General features: G+C 69.4%; 15 protein-coding genes and 2 pseudogenes. 11 read left to right on the forward strand and 6 right to left on the reverse strand.

Going from position 1 to position 15,159, the window contains the following annotated elements; translation table 11 throughout:
* Positions 1–87: 87 nt before the first annotated feature.
* Entirely contained in the window at positions 88–4,080 is a 3,993-nt protein-coding gene (locus ABZ934_RS27770; protein WP_361318316.1) for a Pls/PosA family non-ribosomal peptide synthetase, read from the reverse strand.
* A 682-nt stretch (positions 4,081–4,762) separates the two neighbouring features.
* Between ABZ934_RS27770 and ABZ934_RS27775 the strand changes: the two genes are divergently transcribed.
* The 6 genes from ABZ934_RS27775 (at position 4,763) to ABZ934_RS27800 (ending at position 8,257) form a co-directional block, all read left to right on the forward strand.
* A complete protein-coding gene (locus tag ABZ934_RS27775) occupies positions 4,763–4,894 on the forward strand; it encodes a winged helix-turn-helix domain-containing protein (protein WP_361318318.1) in 132 nt (43 codons plus the stop codon).
* A 329-nt stretch (positions 4,895–5,223) separates the two neighbouring features.
* A complete protein-coding gene (locus ABZ934_RS27780; protein ID WP_361318320.1) occupies positions 5,224–6,252 on the forward strand; it encodes a YihY/virulence factor BrkB family protein in 1,029 nt (342 codons plus the stop codon).
* Positions 6,253–6,599: 347 nt separating this feature from the next.
* Entirely contained in the window at positions 6,600–6,854 is a 255-nt protein-coding gene (locus ABZ934_RS27785; protein ID WP_361318322.1) for a hypothetical protein, read from the forward strand.
* A 53-nt stretch (positions 6,855–6,907) separates the two neighbouring features.
* Complete coding sequence (locus tag ABZ934_RS27790; RefSeq protein WP_361318324.1) at positions 6,908–7,186, forward strand: hypothetical protein; 279 nt, start codon at positions 6,908–6,910, stop codon at positions 7,184–7,186.
* A complete protein-coding gene (locus ABZ934_RS27795; RefSeq protein WP_361318326.1) occupies positions 7,186–7,743 on the forward strand; it encodes an ATP-binding cassette domain-containing protein in 558 nt (185 codons plus the stop codon). The genes ABZ934_RS27790 and ABZ934_RS27795 overlap by 1 nt, the downstream gene beginning before the upstream one ends.
* Positions 7,744–7,888: 145 nt before the next feature.
* Positions 7,889–8,257: an ATP-binding cassette domain-containing protein gene (locus ABZ934_RS27800; protein WP_361318328.1), complete on the forward strand. Its 369-nt coding sequence runs from the start codon at positions 7,889–7,891 to the stop codon at positions 8,255–8,257.
* A 315-nt stretch (positions 8,258–8,572) separates the two neighbouring features.
* Here the strand turns inward: ABZ934_RS27800 and ABZ934_RS27805 are convergent, their stop codons facing one another.
* A complete protein-coding gene (locus ABZ934_RS27805) occupies positions 8,573–10,108 on the reverse strand; it encodes a hypothetical protein (RefSeq protein WP_361318330.1) in 1,536 nt (511 codons plus the stop codon).
* Between the two features lie 486 nt (positions 10,109–10,594).
* On the reverse strand, positions 10,595–10,759 hold the full coding sequence (locus ABZ934_RS27810; RefSeq protein ID WP_361318332.1) for a hypothetical protein: 165 nt from the start codon (positions 10,757–10,759) through the stop codon (positions 10,595–10,597).
* A gap of 292 nt (positions 10,760–11,051) precedes the next feature.
* On the opposite strand from ABZ934_RS27810, the gene ABZ934_RS27815 reads away from it, so the two are divergent.
* Together ABZ934_RS27815 and ABZ934_RS27820 are read left to right on the forward strand one after the other, a co-directional pair.
* On the forward strand, positions 11,052–11,405 hold the full coding sequence (locus tag ABZ934_RS27815) for a hypothetical protein (RefSeq protein WP_361318473.1): 354 nt from the start codon (positions 11,052–11,054) through the stop codon (positions 11,403–11,405).
* A gap of 14 nt (positions 11,406–11,419) precedes the next feature.
* Positions 11,420–11,528, forward strand: a pseudogene (locus ABZ934_RS27820) (hypothetical protein); the annotation flags it as partial.
* Positions 11,529–11,538: 10 nt separating this feature from the next.
* Here ABZ934_RS27820 and ABZ934_RS27825 read toward each other — a convergent pair.
* Together ABZ934_RS27825 and ABZ934_RS27830 are read right to left on the reverse strand one after the other, a co-directional pair.
* A complete protein-coding gene (locus ABZ934_RS27825; protein WP_361318475.1) occupies positions 11,539–11,703 on the reverse strand; it encodes a hypothetical protein in 165 nt (54 codons plus the stop codon).
* Between the two features lie 74 nt (positions 11,704–11,777).
* Entirely contained in the window at positions 11,778–12,458 is a 681-nt protein-coding gene (locus ABZ934_RS27830; RefSeq protein ID WP_361318334.1) for a hypothetical protein, read from the reverse strand.
* A 336-nt stretch (positions 12,459–12,794) separates the two neighbouring features.
* On the opposite strand from ABZ934_RS27830, the gene ABZ934_RS27835 reads away from it, so the two are divergent.
* From ABZ934_RS27835 to ABZ934_RS27845, 3 genes and pseudogenes are all read left to right on the forward strand, one after another.
* Positions 12,795–13,013, forward strand: a complete 219-nt coding sequence (locus tag ABZ934_RS27835; RefSeq protein WP_361318336.1) for a hypothetical protein — start codon at positions 12,795–12,797, stop codon at positions 13,011–13,013.
* A 28-nt stretch (positions 13,014–13,041) separates the two neighbouring features.
* Positions 13,042–13,119: pseudogene (locus ABZ934_RS27840) on the forward strand (hypothetical protein); the annotation flags it as partial.
* 23 nt (positions 13,120–13,142) lie between these two features.
* Entirely contained in the window at positions 13,143–13,367 is a 225-nt protein-coding gene (locus ABZ934_RS27845; RefSeq protein WP_361318338.1) for a hypothetical protein, read from the forward strand.
* Between the two features lie 57 nt (positions 13,368–13,424).
* On the opposite strand, the gene ABZ934_RS27850 is transcribed toward ABZ934_RS27845, so the two are convergent.
* Positions 13,425–13,745: a peptidase inhibitor family I36 protein gene (locus ABZ934_RS27850; RefSeq protein ID WP_361318340.1), complete on the reverse strand. Its 321-nt coding sequence runs from the start codon at positions 13,743–13,745 to the stop codon at positions 13,425–13,427.
* Between the last annotated feature and the right edge of the window lie 1,414 nt (positions 13,746–15,159).

Raw genomic sequence — 15,159 nt, forward strand, 5'->3', positions numbered from 1 at the left:
CCCCCGTGGTGCCGGTCGTTCCCGTGGCGCCCAACCCGAATCCGCCCGCCACCAACACCACCCAGTGGTGCGTGCCGATCAACTTCGTCATTCTCCTCGGATCTCTGTGGCCTCGGGCGGCAGCCCTTCCGCCGGAAGACCCTGCCAGTCCGTTCCCGACGTCAGCCGCTCCCCCTTCATGACGAGGGACAAGGCCCCGAGCCGGACATCCGCGCCCACCACCGTGTCGTAGAGCACGACCGTGCGCGGGCCGATGCTCGCCGCAGGGCCGACGGTCACCGTCGACATCTTCATCACACGGTCCTCGAACAGGTGGCTCTGCAGCGAGACGTGCATGCCCACCGCGGCATCGTCGCCCACGTCCACCAGATCGAACTCCGTGATGAACGTCGTGCCGATCCAGGTGCGCCGACCGATACGGGCGCCGAACAGACGCAGCACCGGCGGCAGGAACGGCGTTCCCACCAGGGCGCCCACGCCCGCCGGAACCGCTGCCGCCTCGAAGAGACCCGTGACGAATTCCGTACGGCGCACAAAAAGGCTCCACAAGGGCTCTACGCGCGGCCGGTACTTTCCGGCGACCACCCACTTGGCCAGCGCGCAGTACCCGATGACGGCCAGTACCGCGCCCACGGCGATCAGCGGGGACACCAGCAGTGCTGCCGGCGCTCCCGCCCGACCGGCGACAGCTCTCAGGGCCAGCAGGAAAAGGAAGGCACTCGTGGCGATCACCGAGGCGGGCAGGGTGACCCGGAAAAACTCGATGACCAGGCGGCCGAGCACGGCCCTGCGACCGGGGCGGAACGTCAGCTCCTGCGGGTACGACCCGCTGTCCTGGCGCACCGGCAGCCGCAGCGCGGGCGAACCCAGCCAAGTGCTGTCAGCGGGCACGCCGTCCCCGGGCGGCACCGTCGCCACACCGATCAAAGAGCCGGGGCCCAGCCGCGTTCCGGCGGGAACGAGGGCCGCGTTGCCGACGAACGCCCGTTCGGCGACCTCGGTGGGCCAGAACCCCATGCGGTCGGCAGCGAAGGTGGCCACGCCGACGCCGGCCATGTCGGCGACGAAGCTGCCGTCGCCGAGGGTGAGCAGGTCGGGGTCGATGTGCGACGCCGTGGAGACCTCGGCGCTCCGGCCGACGCGGGCGCCGAGGAGACGCAGCCACGGGGCCGTGTAGAGCGTGGCGTACAGCGAATTCGTGAAGACGAGGCTGTGTTCGAGAAGCTTGTCGGCGAACCACTTGCGCACGCCCAGTGCTGAGCGCGCCGGATAAATCCCGGTAGGTGTCCTCGGCAGCACCGCCCTCTTGCCGACGGCGACGAACAGGCAAACCGTGGCTACGAAGAGTGGCCCGCACAGCGTGGTTGCGGCCATACCCGCTGCCGTGCCTCCGCGCAGCCAGGCCCACCAGAACAGGGCGACACCGGGCAGGGCGGTGGCGAATGCGGCCGCTTCCAGCAGGACCACGCCGAGCAGAGCAGCGACCAGCTGGCTCGGCCGCCAGCGGTCCGTCTCGCCCTGGTGGGCCCGCAGCATCGCCTCGACGGGCGGAGAAAGCGCATCGACCGGGCGGGCGGGCGATCCGGCACGCCGGGCTCCGGCGGGCACCGCCCCACCGGGGCCTGCGACGGACTGCTCGCCGAGCGCGGATCCGGGGCCCAGGCATGCCCCGGGTTCCAGGACCGCGTTGGCGCCGACGTACGCCCGCGCACCTACGACGATCGGGGCAACCGTGACCCATCCGTCGGCGACCTGCCAAGGCCGTACGGTCACTCCGTAGCCGATCGCGGCGTCGGAGTCGACCCTCAGCAACGCGGGCAGCCCGACCAGGCTGGTGGCGATGGTGACGCGGGGGCCGATGCGCGCGCCGAGGAGACGCAGATAGGGGGCCATCAGAGGAGAACCGCTGAGCACGCGCAAGGGGCTCATCCCGAGCACCAGCACATCCAGCGTCCACAGACGCAGATAGGTCACCCCCCAGAGCGGGTAGCGGCCGGGTCTGATGCCCGCCCCCAGCGGGCGGGCGAGGGCGACGGGAACCAGCCAGCGCACCACCATGTATCCGCTCATCACGGCGAGTGCCGGCCCCACAGCTCCCCAGCCGGGAACCCGACCGTGGTGCGCCGCGTAGGAGAGGGCCACGGGTGCCGTCAGGAGGAAGAACAGCCCGTACAAGGCCGCCGCCTGAGCCAGCCCCGCACGGGCGATCCGCGCAGTGCCGTGACGCAGGGGCTCCGGGCGAGGCCGAGCCGCCGGACCCGGGGTGCCCGCCGAAGAGCGCAGACGTGCCGCGAAAGTCCGCACTGTGGGGTTCTCGTAGAGGTCACGCAGGGTGGGGGCGGCCCCGCCGGCTGTGCCACGCAGCAACGACACGGCGCGGGCGGCGAGGAGGGAGTGGCCTCCGAGGCCGGTGAAGAAGTCGGCTTCCGCCGACAGTTCATCGGAAGCGACACCGAGCGCTTGCGCCCAGGCGTCGCGCACCCTCGCCTCCGCCTCGTCGCGAACCGGCGCCACGTGGCCGGTGGCGGCGAGCCGGCGGCCGGAGGGTGCGGGCAGGCGCGTGCGGTCAGCCTTACCACTCGGCATGACCGGCAAGGCGTCGAGGAAGTCCAGGGTCGAGGGCACCATGTACGCAGGCAGCGACCGGCACAAACGTTCGTGCAGCCGGGCGGTAAGGACATCGTCCGGGACGCTGACGGGCTGATTGCGCACGACGTAAGCGGCGAGGACGCGGTCACTGTCGGGCCCGTTCGGGGCATCAGGCACGGCAGGCACGGCCAGATATGCGGTGGTCGCCTGGGCGACGCCTGGGTCCTCCAACATCAGGTTGTCGATCTCGTCCAGCGACACGCGATATCCGCGGATCTTCACCTCGGCGTCGGCCCGCCCGAGGTACTCGATCTCCCCTTCTCCGGTCATCCTTCCGAGGTCGCCTGTGCGGTATAGACGGCCGCCACCGGGGGCCAGAGGGTGCTCGACGAAGCGGTCGGCCGTCAGGTCGGGCCGGCCCACGTAACCACGGGCGAGGCCCGGGCCGCCCAGGCATATCTCACCGACGGTGCCCTGCGGCACGGGTTGGCGCCGCTCGTCCAGGAGGACGACCGAATACGTCGGAAGCGCCCGGCCGATGGTCACCGGGCGGCCCGGCAGCAGTTCCTGGCAGGTCGCCGTGACGGTGGCCTCGGTCGGCCCGTACGTGTTGAGCATGCGCCGACCCGGTCTGCTCCACCGTTCGACCAGCGCGGCAGGGCACGCCTCGCCGCCGACGACGACACTGCGGAGCTGCGGGAGGTCTCGCGAGATCGTGGCCAGCAGGGTAGGCACGCAGTAGAGAACGGTCACGGCGTGCACCTGGAGGAAGTCGGCGAGTTCGTCGCCGAGTCCTCCGGGCCCCGGAGGACCGGCGACGAGCGTGGCTCCGGCCGTCCAGGTGGGCCAGATTTCCTCGATGGAGAAGTCGAACGAGATGGTCATGCCCTGGTACACGCGGTCCTGCGGCCGAACGTCGTAGATCGGGGAAACGACACGCAGGAAGTTGCAGATGCTCGATTGGGCGACCTCCACACCTTTGGGTCTGCCGCTCGACCCGGAGGTATACATGACGTACGCGAGTGGATCATCCGTGGGCTGGTCCTCGGCGGGCGGGCGCGAGGACGGCAGCCGGCTGAGATCTCCGGGGTGCGCGTCGACCTCGATCACCGGGCACGGCCCGTTCGGGCCCGCCCAGTCCGCGCCATCCGCGAGAGCGGACGTGGTCAACAGCACGTCCGCAGCCGCGTCGCGCAGGATGAAGGCGACCCGATCGGGAGGCGCCGCGGGGTCGACCGGAACAAACGTGGCACCCGACTTGCAGACGCCCAGCATCCACACGTACATGTCCACGGACCGGGCCAGCGAAAGGGCAGCTCGCCTGCCGGGGCCGATACCGAGACGGCGCAGGTGGTGGGCGGCCTGATTGGCCCGCGCGTCGAGATCGGCGTAGGTCAGACGGTGTGGTCCACACTCGAGCGCGACCGCCGACGGTCCACGATCGCACGCATCCTCGAAGAAACGATGCAGCGTACTTGTGGTACCTGCCATCCGCGGGGCAGTGCGGCTCCCGGCCGAAACGACGGGAAGTGCGGCAATGCGGGAAGCCATGGTTTCCCCCTTTTCGGAACGAAGGGCGCGCGGTCCTCCCGATCACTCCTCCAGCCTGGCCGGAACCCGATAAGAGCACGCTGAGAAACGCAGCCCGAACGCCAGGTGAGTCCTCGAAAACGATCCGGGCCCCGGACGCCGCGCGAGGCCCTTGCCCTCGATGACACCTCCTTCATCCGCAGTTCGACGGCGTGCTCGTCGCGTTCAACCAGCCGCAAATGGCGGTCAGGGCTGTTGCACAGAGGAGGGGTATCCGCCGACGGAGGACATGCCTGCTTCGTGCTCTCTCGCCTGACGGCACGACGCGCCCGGTTACACCTCGCCGCTCGCTTTCGGCGCAGCCTTGGCGCTTGTCGCGCGTGCCGGAACGTGGTGACGCCCGCTTGCCCCTCAATTTCGGCAGCTGCCGGACGGGTCCCCCTCAGCGGCGCACGGCAGTGTCGAAGACGGCTCGCGCCTTGTTCTGGTCACTCCGCGGTGGAATGCCACCGGCAAGCCCTCCGTACTCGACGGACCGGTGCCCCGGCACGGCTACACGGTCATGTCAGCGGCGCGCGCACCAGGCCCAGGGCGCCCGCGCGGTCGGCAAAGGTCCGACCTGGCACGACTTCGACGCTGAGCGGTGACTCTGGCTCGGATGCAAACCCTGAACCGACTCCGCTTCCGGCCGAGCCTGTCGGTGGCAACGGTGTGGCGGCTGCTGAAACGACACAGATGGTCCTGGCAGACACCCACCGCACAGCGCCGCCCGTAGGAGCATCCACCGTTTTCCCAGCCGCGGCCGCAAGGCCGACCCGTGGTGGACCGCGTGCCTGAGCCCCGGACCGTCCAGGCGCACGGATCAGCAGTTCGGAACAGGGAGCGATGCTCTGTTTCCAGAGCTGTTCGTCGCACAGGTCTTGCCCATCGCCCAATGTGCCGGTTGCACGGTTGGAGATGGCGCCGGTTCGCCGCCTCCACCTGGTCGGCGGCCCGGACAACGTGCACTGAGCTGCTCCCCCGCTCGGGGCGGTGGCGGTTACAAGCGGCTGCGTGGGGCGCAGGATGGATGGGGGCAACCGAAGGTGTCACGGGAGGATTGCGATGAACCGTGCCGAAGTCGTTGTACGACGGATCGACCTCTTCCAGCAGCGCCACGCCGTGGTCGGGCTGCCCTTCGCGGTCGTGCAGAAGTTCGGCAATGACCAGGCCGGCGGCAAGGCCACCGTCATCGCCTACTACGCCCTTTTTGCCATCTTCCCTCTGCTGCTGGTGTTCTCCACCCTTCTGGGTTTCGTCCTCGGCGGGAACCCGGGTCTACAGCATCGGCTGGTGAACTCCGCGCTGGCGGACTTTCCGATCATCGGTAGCCAGCTGCGCAGCGCGGCTCACCCGCTGCGGGGCAGCGGCCTTGTGCTCGCACTGGGCCTGGTCGGCGCCCTCTACGGTGCGCAGGGGGTCGGTCAGGCTGCGCAGAACGCGATGAACACGGTGTGGAACGTGCCGTTCAAGGAGTGGCCGGGCTTCGTGGGCCGCCGGGTACGGGGCCTGGCGATCCTGGTGGTCCTGGGCATCGGCGTGCTGATGTCGAGCACCCTGATCGGCTTCGCCCCCAAGCTTGGGCCGCTGGCCGGGGCCTGGTCCTGGGCGGCGTCCGCGCTGGTCAACTTCGGCGTCTTCCTCGCCGCCTTCACCCTGCTGACCGCTGCCACCGTACGGGTGCGGGACGTGCTGGTCGGCGTGGTGATCGCCACCGCATTCTGGGAGGCTCTGCAGGCCATCGGCGACTTCTACGTCCGCTACGTCATCCATCACGCAGCCGACGTGTACGGCTTCTTCGCGATCGTGATCGGCCTACTGACCTGGGTATACACCGCCGCGCGCCTGACGTTGCTCGCCGCCGAGATCAACGTTGTCCTGCGCTACGGACTGTGGCCCCGTTCCATGACCCAACCCCCCTTCACCGCGCAGGACAAGGCCGCGTTCCTCCTGCTGGCGAAGATGGAGGAACGCCGACCCGAGGAGACCGTCGAGGCAACCTTCAGCCCCGAGGCTGACCGGCAGCCCCTCTCTTCATCCCGCTGGGCTGGGGCGGTTCGGCCGGCGGAGGTTAGACGGGGACGGCCACGATGAGTGCATCGCCGCTGTTTTGCTGCACCACGGTGCCGGCGGTGGCCCGACGTGTGGCTCATTGATGTTCCCTGCGCGCAGACGCAGTTCCAGGTCGTAGACACCCAGCCGGCCCCCCGATACGAGCACGAGGAGGGCCACCGTGGCGGCTACCACGCGGACGCTCGCTGTCTCATGCGCCCATCATTGCGTGGGCCGGCCTTGGGCAGGCGCTGCGTCAGACCTTGGGTGGCGCGGTTTTGCCGTCGTCTAACCCTGCTCGGTGCGGGCTCTTACCGGCCGCTGCCTAGCGTCGCGGGTATGGCCGTCCGCCTCACTCGTGAAGGGCACCACGATCATGCGACGCACACTTGTTCTCTCTGGTGCCCGGTCTCGCGCTGACCATCGGCCTGGTCGCCGGATGCGGCAGCAGCAGCACATCCGTACCGCCCAAGAGGACCAGCAGTACGCAGCCTGCGCCGGCCGAGTCCAATCCTGCCGATGACATCCCCGACAACCAGGCGTATGTCGCCTACCAGCCCGCCCAGGGCGGGTTCACGATCAAGATCCCCGAGGGCTGGTCCGCACCGAGAGCGGCCATGCGGTCACCTTCACCGACAAGCTGAACCGGATCGAAATCGGCCCTTCCAACGCCACCTCGACTCCCACCCCCCAGTCGGTGAACTCCACCGTGGTGCCCGTTCTGAAGCAGCAGGTACCCGCATTCCAGGCGGGGAAGACCACGGTTGTCTCCCGTCAGGCCGGGCAGGCCGTCCTGCTCACTTACCAGGGCAACAGCGCCCCGGACCTGGTGACCGGGAAGGTGGTCCACTCCGCGTTCGAGCGGTACAGCTTCTTCCGGGGCGGCCGGCAGGTCGATTTGACGCTGTCCGGGCCGGTCGGAGCCGACAACGTAGACCCGTGGCGTATCGTCACCGACTCCTTCCGGTGGCAGTGATGAACGCCTCCCACACGCTCGCCCAGCAGTCCACGGACACTGCCGCGCTGACGGCGCGGCACTTGTACCGGTTCTACCGGGCGGGCGAGGAGGAAACTCTGGCCCTGCGCGGGGTCGCCCTTGAGGTGCGGCGCGGGGAGAGCCTCGCGGTGATCGGGCCGTCCGGGTCGGGCAAGTCCACCCTGTTGGCCTGCCTGGCCGGGCTGGACGAACCCGATGGCGGCACCGTCCACGTCGGCGGCGAGCGCATCAGCCACCGCCCCGAGGCAGAGCGGGCCCGCGTCCGCGCCCGCCGGATCGGTGTTCTGCTGCAGTCCGGGAACCTCATCGCCCATCTGGACATCGGCGCCAACATCCGCCTCGCCCGGACCGCCGCCAAGCGTGACCCCCCGGCGCCGGCAAGCAGTCCATCGCCGAACTGCTGGAGCGAGTCGGGCTCGCACACCGCTCCCGTGCCCTGCCTCAGGAGCTCGCCGGAGGTGAGCTGGCGCGGGCGGCCTGGCCGTCGCTCTGGCCAACGACCCGGACATCCTCCTCGCGGACGAGCCGACCGGTGAACTGGACGGCGTCACCGAGCAGCGCATTCTGGTGCTGCTGCGCGAGCGCGCGCAGGCGGGCGGCGGGGTGCTGCTCGTCACCCACAGCCCCGAGGCCGAAGATCGCCGACCGGGTCATCACCCTGCGTGACGGAAGTATCGGGTCATGACCACTCCCCAGGAGGTGCTCGTCCACTGCCAGGACGTCGCCCGCACCTACAGCTCGGGGCCCGCCGCGGTCGTCGCGGTGCACGGTGCGACCTGCCAGGTCCGCGCCGGAGACCGGATCGCGATCACCGGACCGTCCAGTTCCGGCAAGTCCACACTGCTGCATCTGATGGCCGCTCTGGAGAAGCACGCCACCGGGCAGGTGACGTGGCCCGGCCTGGCCGGAGGGCCGGTGGCGAGTCAGGTCGGGGTACCAGGCCGCCCGGGAACTGCTCGGCGGCGGCGACGAGGTCCGGGAACCGGTCCTGGATCAACGTCCCGCGCCGGGTCTGCACCAGCACCCGGTCACCCGCGCCGGTCGGGGTGAACAGCAGCGCGCCCGGTACCCGTCGAACTTCTGTTATCGCTGTTGAACTGTCCGCAGATAGTGTCCGGCTCCATGTCGAGGACAGGATGGCGGGTGCACTTCACCCGCCGGGATCCGGTGTGGCCCCGTGTGGTCTCACCCTTCATGCGTGAGTTCAGCGACCTGTTCGCCACCCTCGAAGGGAGGCTGGATGAGCAAGGGGGTGCCTGAGGGACAGCCGTTCTTGATCTGCCCACCCTCGAAAACGACGCCCTCAAGCGGCAGGGCACGCTCATCGCGCTGCCCACCGGCCGACACCCGTAGAAGAGGCAATTCTCAGGTGGGCCGGGGTGCTGCGAGCGTCTGCGCAGCCTCTGCGGCCTGGCGCAGATTCTCGGTGGGGTGAGCAAGGCCGTCGAGCATGGTCTTCCCCGACTGGAGTGCCGCCTGGGCCACCTCGTAAAGACCGAGCGGCACGGCGGCCTGTGTGATGAGGAAGTATTCCTCGGTGACTCTCACCCCCAGGCCGAGCTCCCGCCAAGTGAAGGTCTGACAGGACGGTTTCGGTAGATCAAGATCGAGCGCCAGCTGATTGGTAGGCGGCAGCGGTGGCGGGCCGTCAAGTAGCGTGACTGCCCGTTGAAGGGACTGCCAGGCTGCCTCTACCTCGCCGTGGCGGCGTTGCAAAGAGGCGAGGTCGACGAGGGCCGCGCCGTGCTTGTCGGCGTCGTCCTGCAAGGACGCGTGCAGGCGGCGTGCCCGGATCGCCTGCCCGAGGTCCCCGAGGATCTTGAGCTCGTTGGCGAGGGACCCGAGCAGGGCCCCATCACGCGGGCCTGTGTCGTCGAGGATACGTATGAGAGCAGCGCGGGCCAGTTCGGTCTGCCCCTGGCGGCGGGCCAGCGCCGTCCAGGTGAGGTCGTATTCGGCGTGGGGATCCTGGCCGTAGTTCGACTCGTCGAAGTCCGCCGCCCACTGCGTGAGGGCTCGTGCGGAATCGGGGAAACCACCGAGTAGGAAGTGGAAATCGGGGTCGGACTCCAGCAGGGACCACAGCAGAGCGTGGTCCTCCGTCTCACCGTGCAGGGCGACCAGGACCGCGGCGAGGCGGAGTTCTTCAGTGGGGCCGCGGCGGACTTCCTGCCGCAGGAGTATGCGCAGAAGCTGCAGGTCGCCCGGCTGCCGATCATACTGTGCAGCGCGCAGAACGGTGGCCCGCCGTACCGGATCGCCCACAATCGCGTCCCAGCGGTCGCAGCCCGCCCGCATCCGGGCCAGATCGGCCCGGCCGGGAGCGAGAACCGCCTGCCAGAGCGGCGGACGCCGAAGACGGTCCAGCAACTCGTACGCGCAGCCTTCATCCGCGTTCAGCAGCAGGAACTCCGGCTCGGTCCGCAGAAGGGACTCCTGGAGCCTGTGCAGCAGATCCCTCCTGGGGAGCCGGCGCAGACCCAACCCGCTGAGCAGCGTGCTGCGATCGGCGTCCAGCTCAGGGCCGTAGGAGCCCCGAATCTCGTCTTCGATCCGGTCGAACACCGCCTCCAGTACCTCGTCATCGGCCGCGAGGTCGAGATCGGTGTAATCGTGCCAACCCGGCAGACCAAAGAGAATCTCCAGCGCCTCGTCCATGCTGGCACCGATGAGACCCGCCTCGCCCTCGGAGCTCGCGTACAGCACAGCCCCGTCGGCACATATGAAATAGGTTCCGCCGGTGTCATCGCCCGCCACGGCCCTCAGCATCGCTCCACTCGCCAGACGGACCTCTTCCACGTGCTCAGCCCGGTCAAGATCAAAATCGAAGGGTCCCGCAGCCAGCCTCTCCAGATCAGGATTCCGGCGCAGGACAGTGAGTACGTCGTCGGGGCGTGTCATGGCCGGACCGTAACAGCCGCCGCCTCCGGGGTTCGTCTCGTGTCGCCGGTCAGTGCAACTGAGCAGTCGTCACGCTTCTGACCTGGGGTTACGTAGTTTGGCTGAGCGGGTTGGCGGCTGTGCTGGCTCACTGAATCTGCGCAGGGTACGGAACGCGCCGAGTCCCTGAACAGCCCCGGAACGCCGCCTATACGCCTCTGAACTGCACAGACATCCCCAGGGCCACCCAGGGACCGAACACGGGCCGGGCCGCTCGCGGACCAGCGGATCCCGCCGTGGACGTCACCGTCCCCGGTCGGACAGGTCACCAGGTACGGATCACACCCCCGGCGGAGGTGTGATCCGCACAGTGCAGGAGACAGGGGCTAGCTCCGCAAACCCCGACGAAACCGCAGGTCAGAGCGTATATGGACCGCCCCTCGCGCACGCGGTACACCACCACACCCCTAGCCCCGCAACCCCCTGCGGACCGCGCCGAGAATCCGGTCAGCCGGCTGCGGCGGCCGGATCCTCCCCGAACCGGGGAACGTCCCCCACGGCCACGTCCAGGCGCAGTCGCCGGAACCTCAGTGGATGGCGCCATACGCCGCCCCGGTCCATGGCGCGGTCGGCGCTGATCTCGGCCACCAGGTCGGGGCGGACCAGGCGCACGTCCAGGACGTCAGGGCTCCCCCCATGTCGCGGCGAACGTGACGCCCTCCCAGGGATGTCCCGGGCCGGCACCGAGCCGCTCAGATTTGCGCCCTCCCGTCAAGACACGTTCTTCAGGGGCATGACGGTGGCTACCACCAACGCGCCTACTTGAAGTGTGGTCACGCCGCAAAGACAGCGAGACCAGCCAGGAGAACGGCGGCCTTAGTGGCCCCGTATCAACCAGCCGCGGGTCGCTCGGGCGCAGCTTGCCCGACCGTTTTCCGGCGGCCTCTATCCGCAAGGAGCACTCATGTCGTATGACCGCCCCAGCCCGACCGCCGCTCAGTCAAAGCGCCGGATCTCGCGCTCCATGATGGTCTTCGCCTCAGCCGCTTTCATCACCGGAGGCATCGCGCTGCCGGCCACTGCGGCGATCGCGCCACAAACACAGACCTCTGTCAAGAGCCTCCCGTCCGACGGCAGTAACCCCCACCGGCAGCCCGGCGGCGGAGCCTACGGGCCGAGGACGTGCAAGCCCGGCTACGTCTGGCGTGAGAAGTTCAAGGGCGACACCCTGTGCGTCACACCGGCAGAACGACAGCAGGCCAAGAGCCATGGCACGGTGATCGACTACGGCACGCACCTCAATCCCGTGAACGAATAGTTCCCGACGCGCGTGGCATCTACGACGTCGCGGCAAATACCGGCTGGTAACGTCGGCACCGATCACGACACCGCCGCGTTCGCGGTCGAGTCGATTCGCCGCTGGTGGCACAGCCAGGGCCAAGCCGATCCGGTCACCCGGCTGCGGCGGCCCGACCCTCCCCGAACCGCGGGACGTCGTCCACGGTCACGTCCAGGCGCAGCCGTTTGAAGCGGAGCGGGTGGCGCCAGACGCCGCCGCGGTCGACGGCTCGGTCGGCGCTGATCTCGGCCACCAGGTCGGGGCGGACCAGGCGCACGTCCAGGACGTCACGGCTCGCCCAGGTCGCGGCGAACGTGACGCCCTCCCAGGGGTGTCCGGGGTCGGCGGCCGTCAGGTGCTCGGCGACCAGGCGGGCCGCCTCCGTGCGTAGCGGGACGGTGCGGCCGACCTCGCGCAGCCGGCCGTCGTGGTCGTGGCGGCCGAGGACGAGGAGCTGCGGGCGGGTGAGGGTGCCGGTGGGGCGCCGATGACCGCCTCGGTGGCGTCGCGTTGTCTGACCTTGGTCCACGCCCCCCTGTGGCCCGGCATGTAGCGGCTGCTCTGGGGCTTGACCACGATGCCTTCGACGCCGGACACGTCCGTCCACGACTCCAGCCATTCCCGGGCCTGGGCCGCATCCGTGGTCATCGGACACAGCGTCCAGGGGGCCGTCAGGGCGTGCTCGGCGAACAGGGCCTCCAAGCGGGCGCGGCGCTCCACATACGGCAGGTGCAAAAGCTCCCGGCCGTCGATCTGCAAGACGTCGAACACCACGAAAGAGGCCGGCAGCTTCACGGCCAACGCGGGAACGCTGCGGGTGCGGGCGGCGGCCCGACGCTGCAACCCCTCGAACGACAGGGCGGCGCGGCGGGTCTGGAGCAGCACCCGCCCACCCGGCCCGGCCGGGGTGAACACCAGCGCCCGATACCCGTCGAACTTCTGCTCATACGCCACCCCGGAAGCAAGCGGCCGCACAGGCGGCATCACCTCGGCGACCTGCGCCAACATCGGCTCCACCGGCGGACGCAACACCAAAGCCTCCCTCGTCCTCGACTCTGACCCGCGCCCACACACACGGCCCGACGAGAACGCCGGACGGCGGAAGCCGACAAACCCGAGCCGCTCGACAGCGGGGGCAGAGCTGGGCCAACAATCGAACACGTGATGGAATAAAAGAGTCCGCCGGACCCCAGGAGCCCGCCATGACCTCCCCCACCCCGGCTCCCCGACCGCAGGTCGTGACCTGGGCGCCGAGCCAGACCGGACCGTGTGCAAAATGTCACGCCCCACCTGCCGCTACGGGGTGGGTGCCAGCCCCTTGTGCGAGGCGTGTAAGGCCGCGCGGCGGGTGCAGTACGGGGCCTGACCGTGTCTGTCCTGCCGCCCGACCTGCCGCGCCTGCGGACGCTGGTCACCTACCTGCGCGGGGAGCTCGGCCGCGCCGAGCGCGCACTGAACGAGGCCGAGGAGGCCAAGGCCGCCGCAGCACGGCTCCGTCCCCCGGCGGAGCCGCCGGCGTGGCTGGTCGAACACGAGATCGGCGCCGGCCGCCCGGCCGCGTCCCGGGACGTGTTGGGACACTGGTAAACGCTGCGCTCCCGCCACCGCCGACCAGGTACTCGACCTGCTCGCCCAAGGCGTGCCCACATGTCCCCAGTGCTGCCCGGACACCGCACTCGGAGTGCTGGAATGATTGCCCGACAGCAGGGTGGAGGGATGAGCCCCGCCCCGCGCGTCATCTACCCGCCCGACGCCCAGGGCGGGCGCCGCATCCGCTGCGACGGCGAAATCCTCGGCCGCGCCCTCCGCCCCGGCGATCTCCTGGAATTCCTGCGCCGGGCCGGCCTGGACCCCGACGACGCCCGCCTCGACGACGCCAGCCTCATCGAATGGCGCGGCGGCGGACCCGCCGTCTGGGCCCCGGACCCCGGCGCCGAGTGAGCGCAGCAGTGCGGGCCACGGGTGGTGGCCCGCACTGCTTTGCTGCCGTCGCCGGGCCTACTTCTCCCAGGTGACCTTGACCACGGTGTCGTTGGAGTCCGACGGCTCCTCGAGCCTGTCGCCGGCCTTCAGGACGCGCTCGGTCCGGCCGATCAGGATCGCGTCGCTCTCCGTCCGGTTCCACCACGACGAGACGTTCTTGGCCATGCTGCCGCCACCGGAAAGCGGCAACTGCGCCAGGTCCACGTCATACCCGGCCCCGATCCCGTAACCGGGGCCCTGCCGGTTGTAGTCCCGGTACAGACCGAGCGTCTTTGGCGGACACTCCGCGCCGTCAGGGGTGATCGCAACGACGCCGGGGGGCAACTGAGTGCTCATGGCTCTCTCCGTTCCTCAAGTCCCGCCGGTGTCTCCGGCGAGGCTGGTAGCGACAACGTTCCACAACCCGACAGCACAGATAGGGGGCCATCCGGGGCATGATCGTTACTGCAATGGACATGACCACCCGCACAGCCCAATAGTCGGCCACACACGTCCAAGGCGTCTGCAAGGACTAGCAACAACTCGAGTTGACGGCACCTTTCAGCGAGAACACCCACACGCAAAACCGAAGCCCCTCGACTGGCAACGCCACCACCGCATCCTTACCGACCTCGCCGACGCCGACGGCAAATTTGCCGGCCATCGAACCCGGCGTGCTCTTCGCAGCGACGACCTCGGCAAGTGGCTAAAGCGGCAGAAGCAGCCCACACCGGGGCGCGGCTCCTCCCCGAACAGCAGGACCGGCTGACCGCGCTGGGCTCCAGCCCGCTGAGGCGCCGTCTTCCGCCCCGGCAGCCGGGCATGCAGCGAAGGGGGTCCGAGCAAGGCGCAGCAGGCGTTCCAACGCGGCCTGACGGCCCTCACGCTCTGATGGCTCTGCTTTGAGTCAGCGGGGGCTGACGCTGAAGCGCTGGGCGAGGCCGTGTGCCAGGAGTCGGTGAGCCCCATACTGCTCGGCCACGGCAGGGCGATCGGTGTGCCCCAGCTCTCACCGGTGCGTACCGTGTACTCCAGGGTGCCTTCGGGGAAGGGCACTTTCCCGCCGGTCGACTTGACCTTCAGCTTGTGGAAGCCGTCACCGTTGAAGTCCCACTCGGTGGTCCCGCGGTGCGCCATCACGGCCAGGGTGTACTGGTCCAGGACGAACCCGCGTTCGCAGGACATGTCGTCCTCGTTGCGCCAGATGGCGATGAAGGTGGCGAGCATCCCGACGGCTTCCATCAAGAAGCCGGAGCGGCTTCCTCGGCGGGCCAGCTGCCCCGCGGCCCTCCGGCGGGGAAATGGTCGACCACCCTAGCGCTCGTCATGCCCGGCACCTCCAGCGTCGAAGACCCTGCCGAGCGGTTGCCCCCGACGGGCGGCGGACATGCGCGTCCCGGCAGCGCCGGGCGCCGCCGCACCCGCACCCCCACCGGCGGCGGCCCATCCGCCGTTCGGACCAGGCGGGAGGTCGGCGCTGCGGATCGTCGCTAGGTTCGGGCGGTATGAAGCGCGTACCGAACGACCCCGGGCCCACGCGGCGTACCCTGCTCACCGTCGGGACCGGGGCGGTGCTGGCCGCAGGGTCTGCGTTGCGTACTGCTCATCCTATTGACTGCAAATATTGTTGAATCTGGCCCGATTGGCCGGAAATCTTGGTCGATTTGGTGACAACCGCATTGATGTTTCATCATCGTGACCGCACGTCAGCTTCGGGCGCGCATTCGAGAAGGCGGGGGCGTCAGAGCCCCGTTCCTCCTTCCGCTCCCTC

This window comes from Streptomyces sp. NPDC046557, assembly GCF_040645975.1.
Taxonomy (GTDB): domain Bacteria; phylum Actinomycetota; class Actinomycetes; order Streptomycetales; family Streptomycetaceae; genus Streptomyces.

Coding starts and splice junctions, on each gene's coding strand:
- ABZ934_RS27845 (WP_361318338.1), top strand. CDS start 13,143: ATGAGCCCCGCCCCGCGCGTCATCTACCCGCCCGACGCCCAGGGCGGG.
- ABZ934_RS27805 (WP_361318330.1), bottom strand. CDS start 10,108: ATGACACGCCCCGACGACGTACTCACTGTCCTGCGCCGGAATCCTGAT.
- ABZ934_RS27815 (WP_361318473.1), top strand. CDS start 11,052: ATGTCGTATGACCGCCCCAGCCCGACCGCCGCTCAGTCAAAGCGCCGG.
- ABZ934_RS27770 (WP_361318316.1), bottom strand. CDS start 4,080: ATGGCAGGTACCACAAGTACGCTGCATCGTTTCTTCGAGGATGCGTGC.
- ABZ934_RS27800 (WP_361318328.1), top strand. CDS start 7,889: ATGACCACTCCCCAGGAGGTGCTCGTCCACTGCCAGGACGTCGCCCGC.
- ABZ934_RS27795 (WP_361318326.1), top strand. CDS start 7,186: ATGAACGCCTCCCACACGCTCGCCCAGCAGTCCACGGACACTGCCGCG.
- ABZ934_RS27850 (WP_361318340.1), bottom strand. CDS start 13,745: ATGAGCACTCAGTTGCCCCCCGGCGTCGTTGCGATCACCCCTGACGGC.
- ABZ934_RS27780 (WP_361318320.1), top strand. CDS start 5,224: ATGAACCGTGCCGAAGTCGTTGTACGACGGATCGACCTCTTCCAGCAG.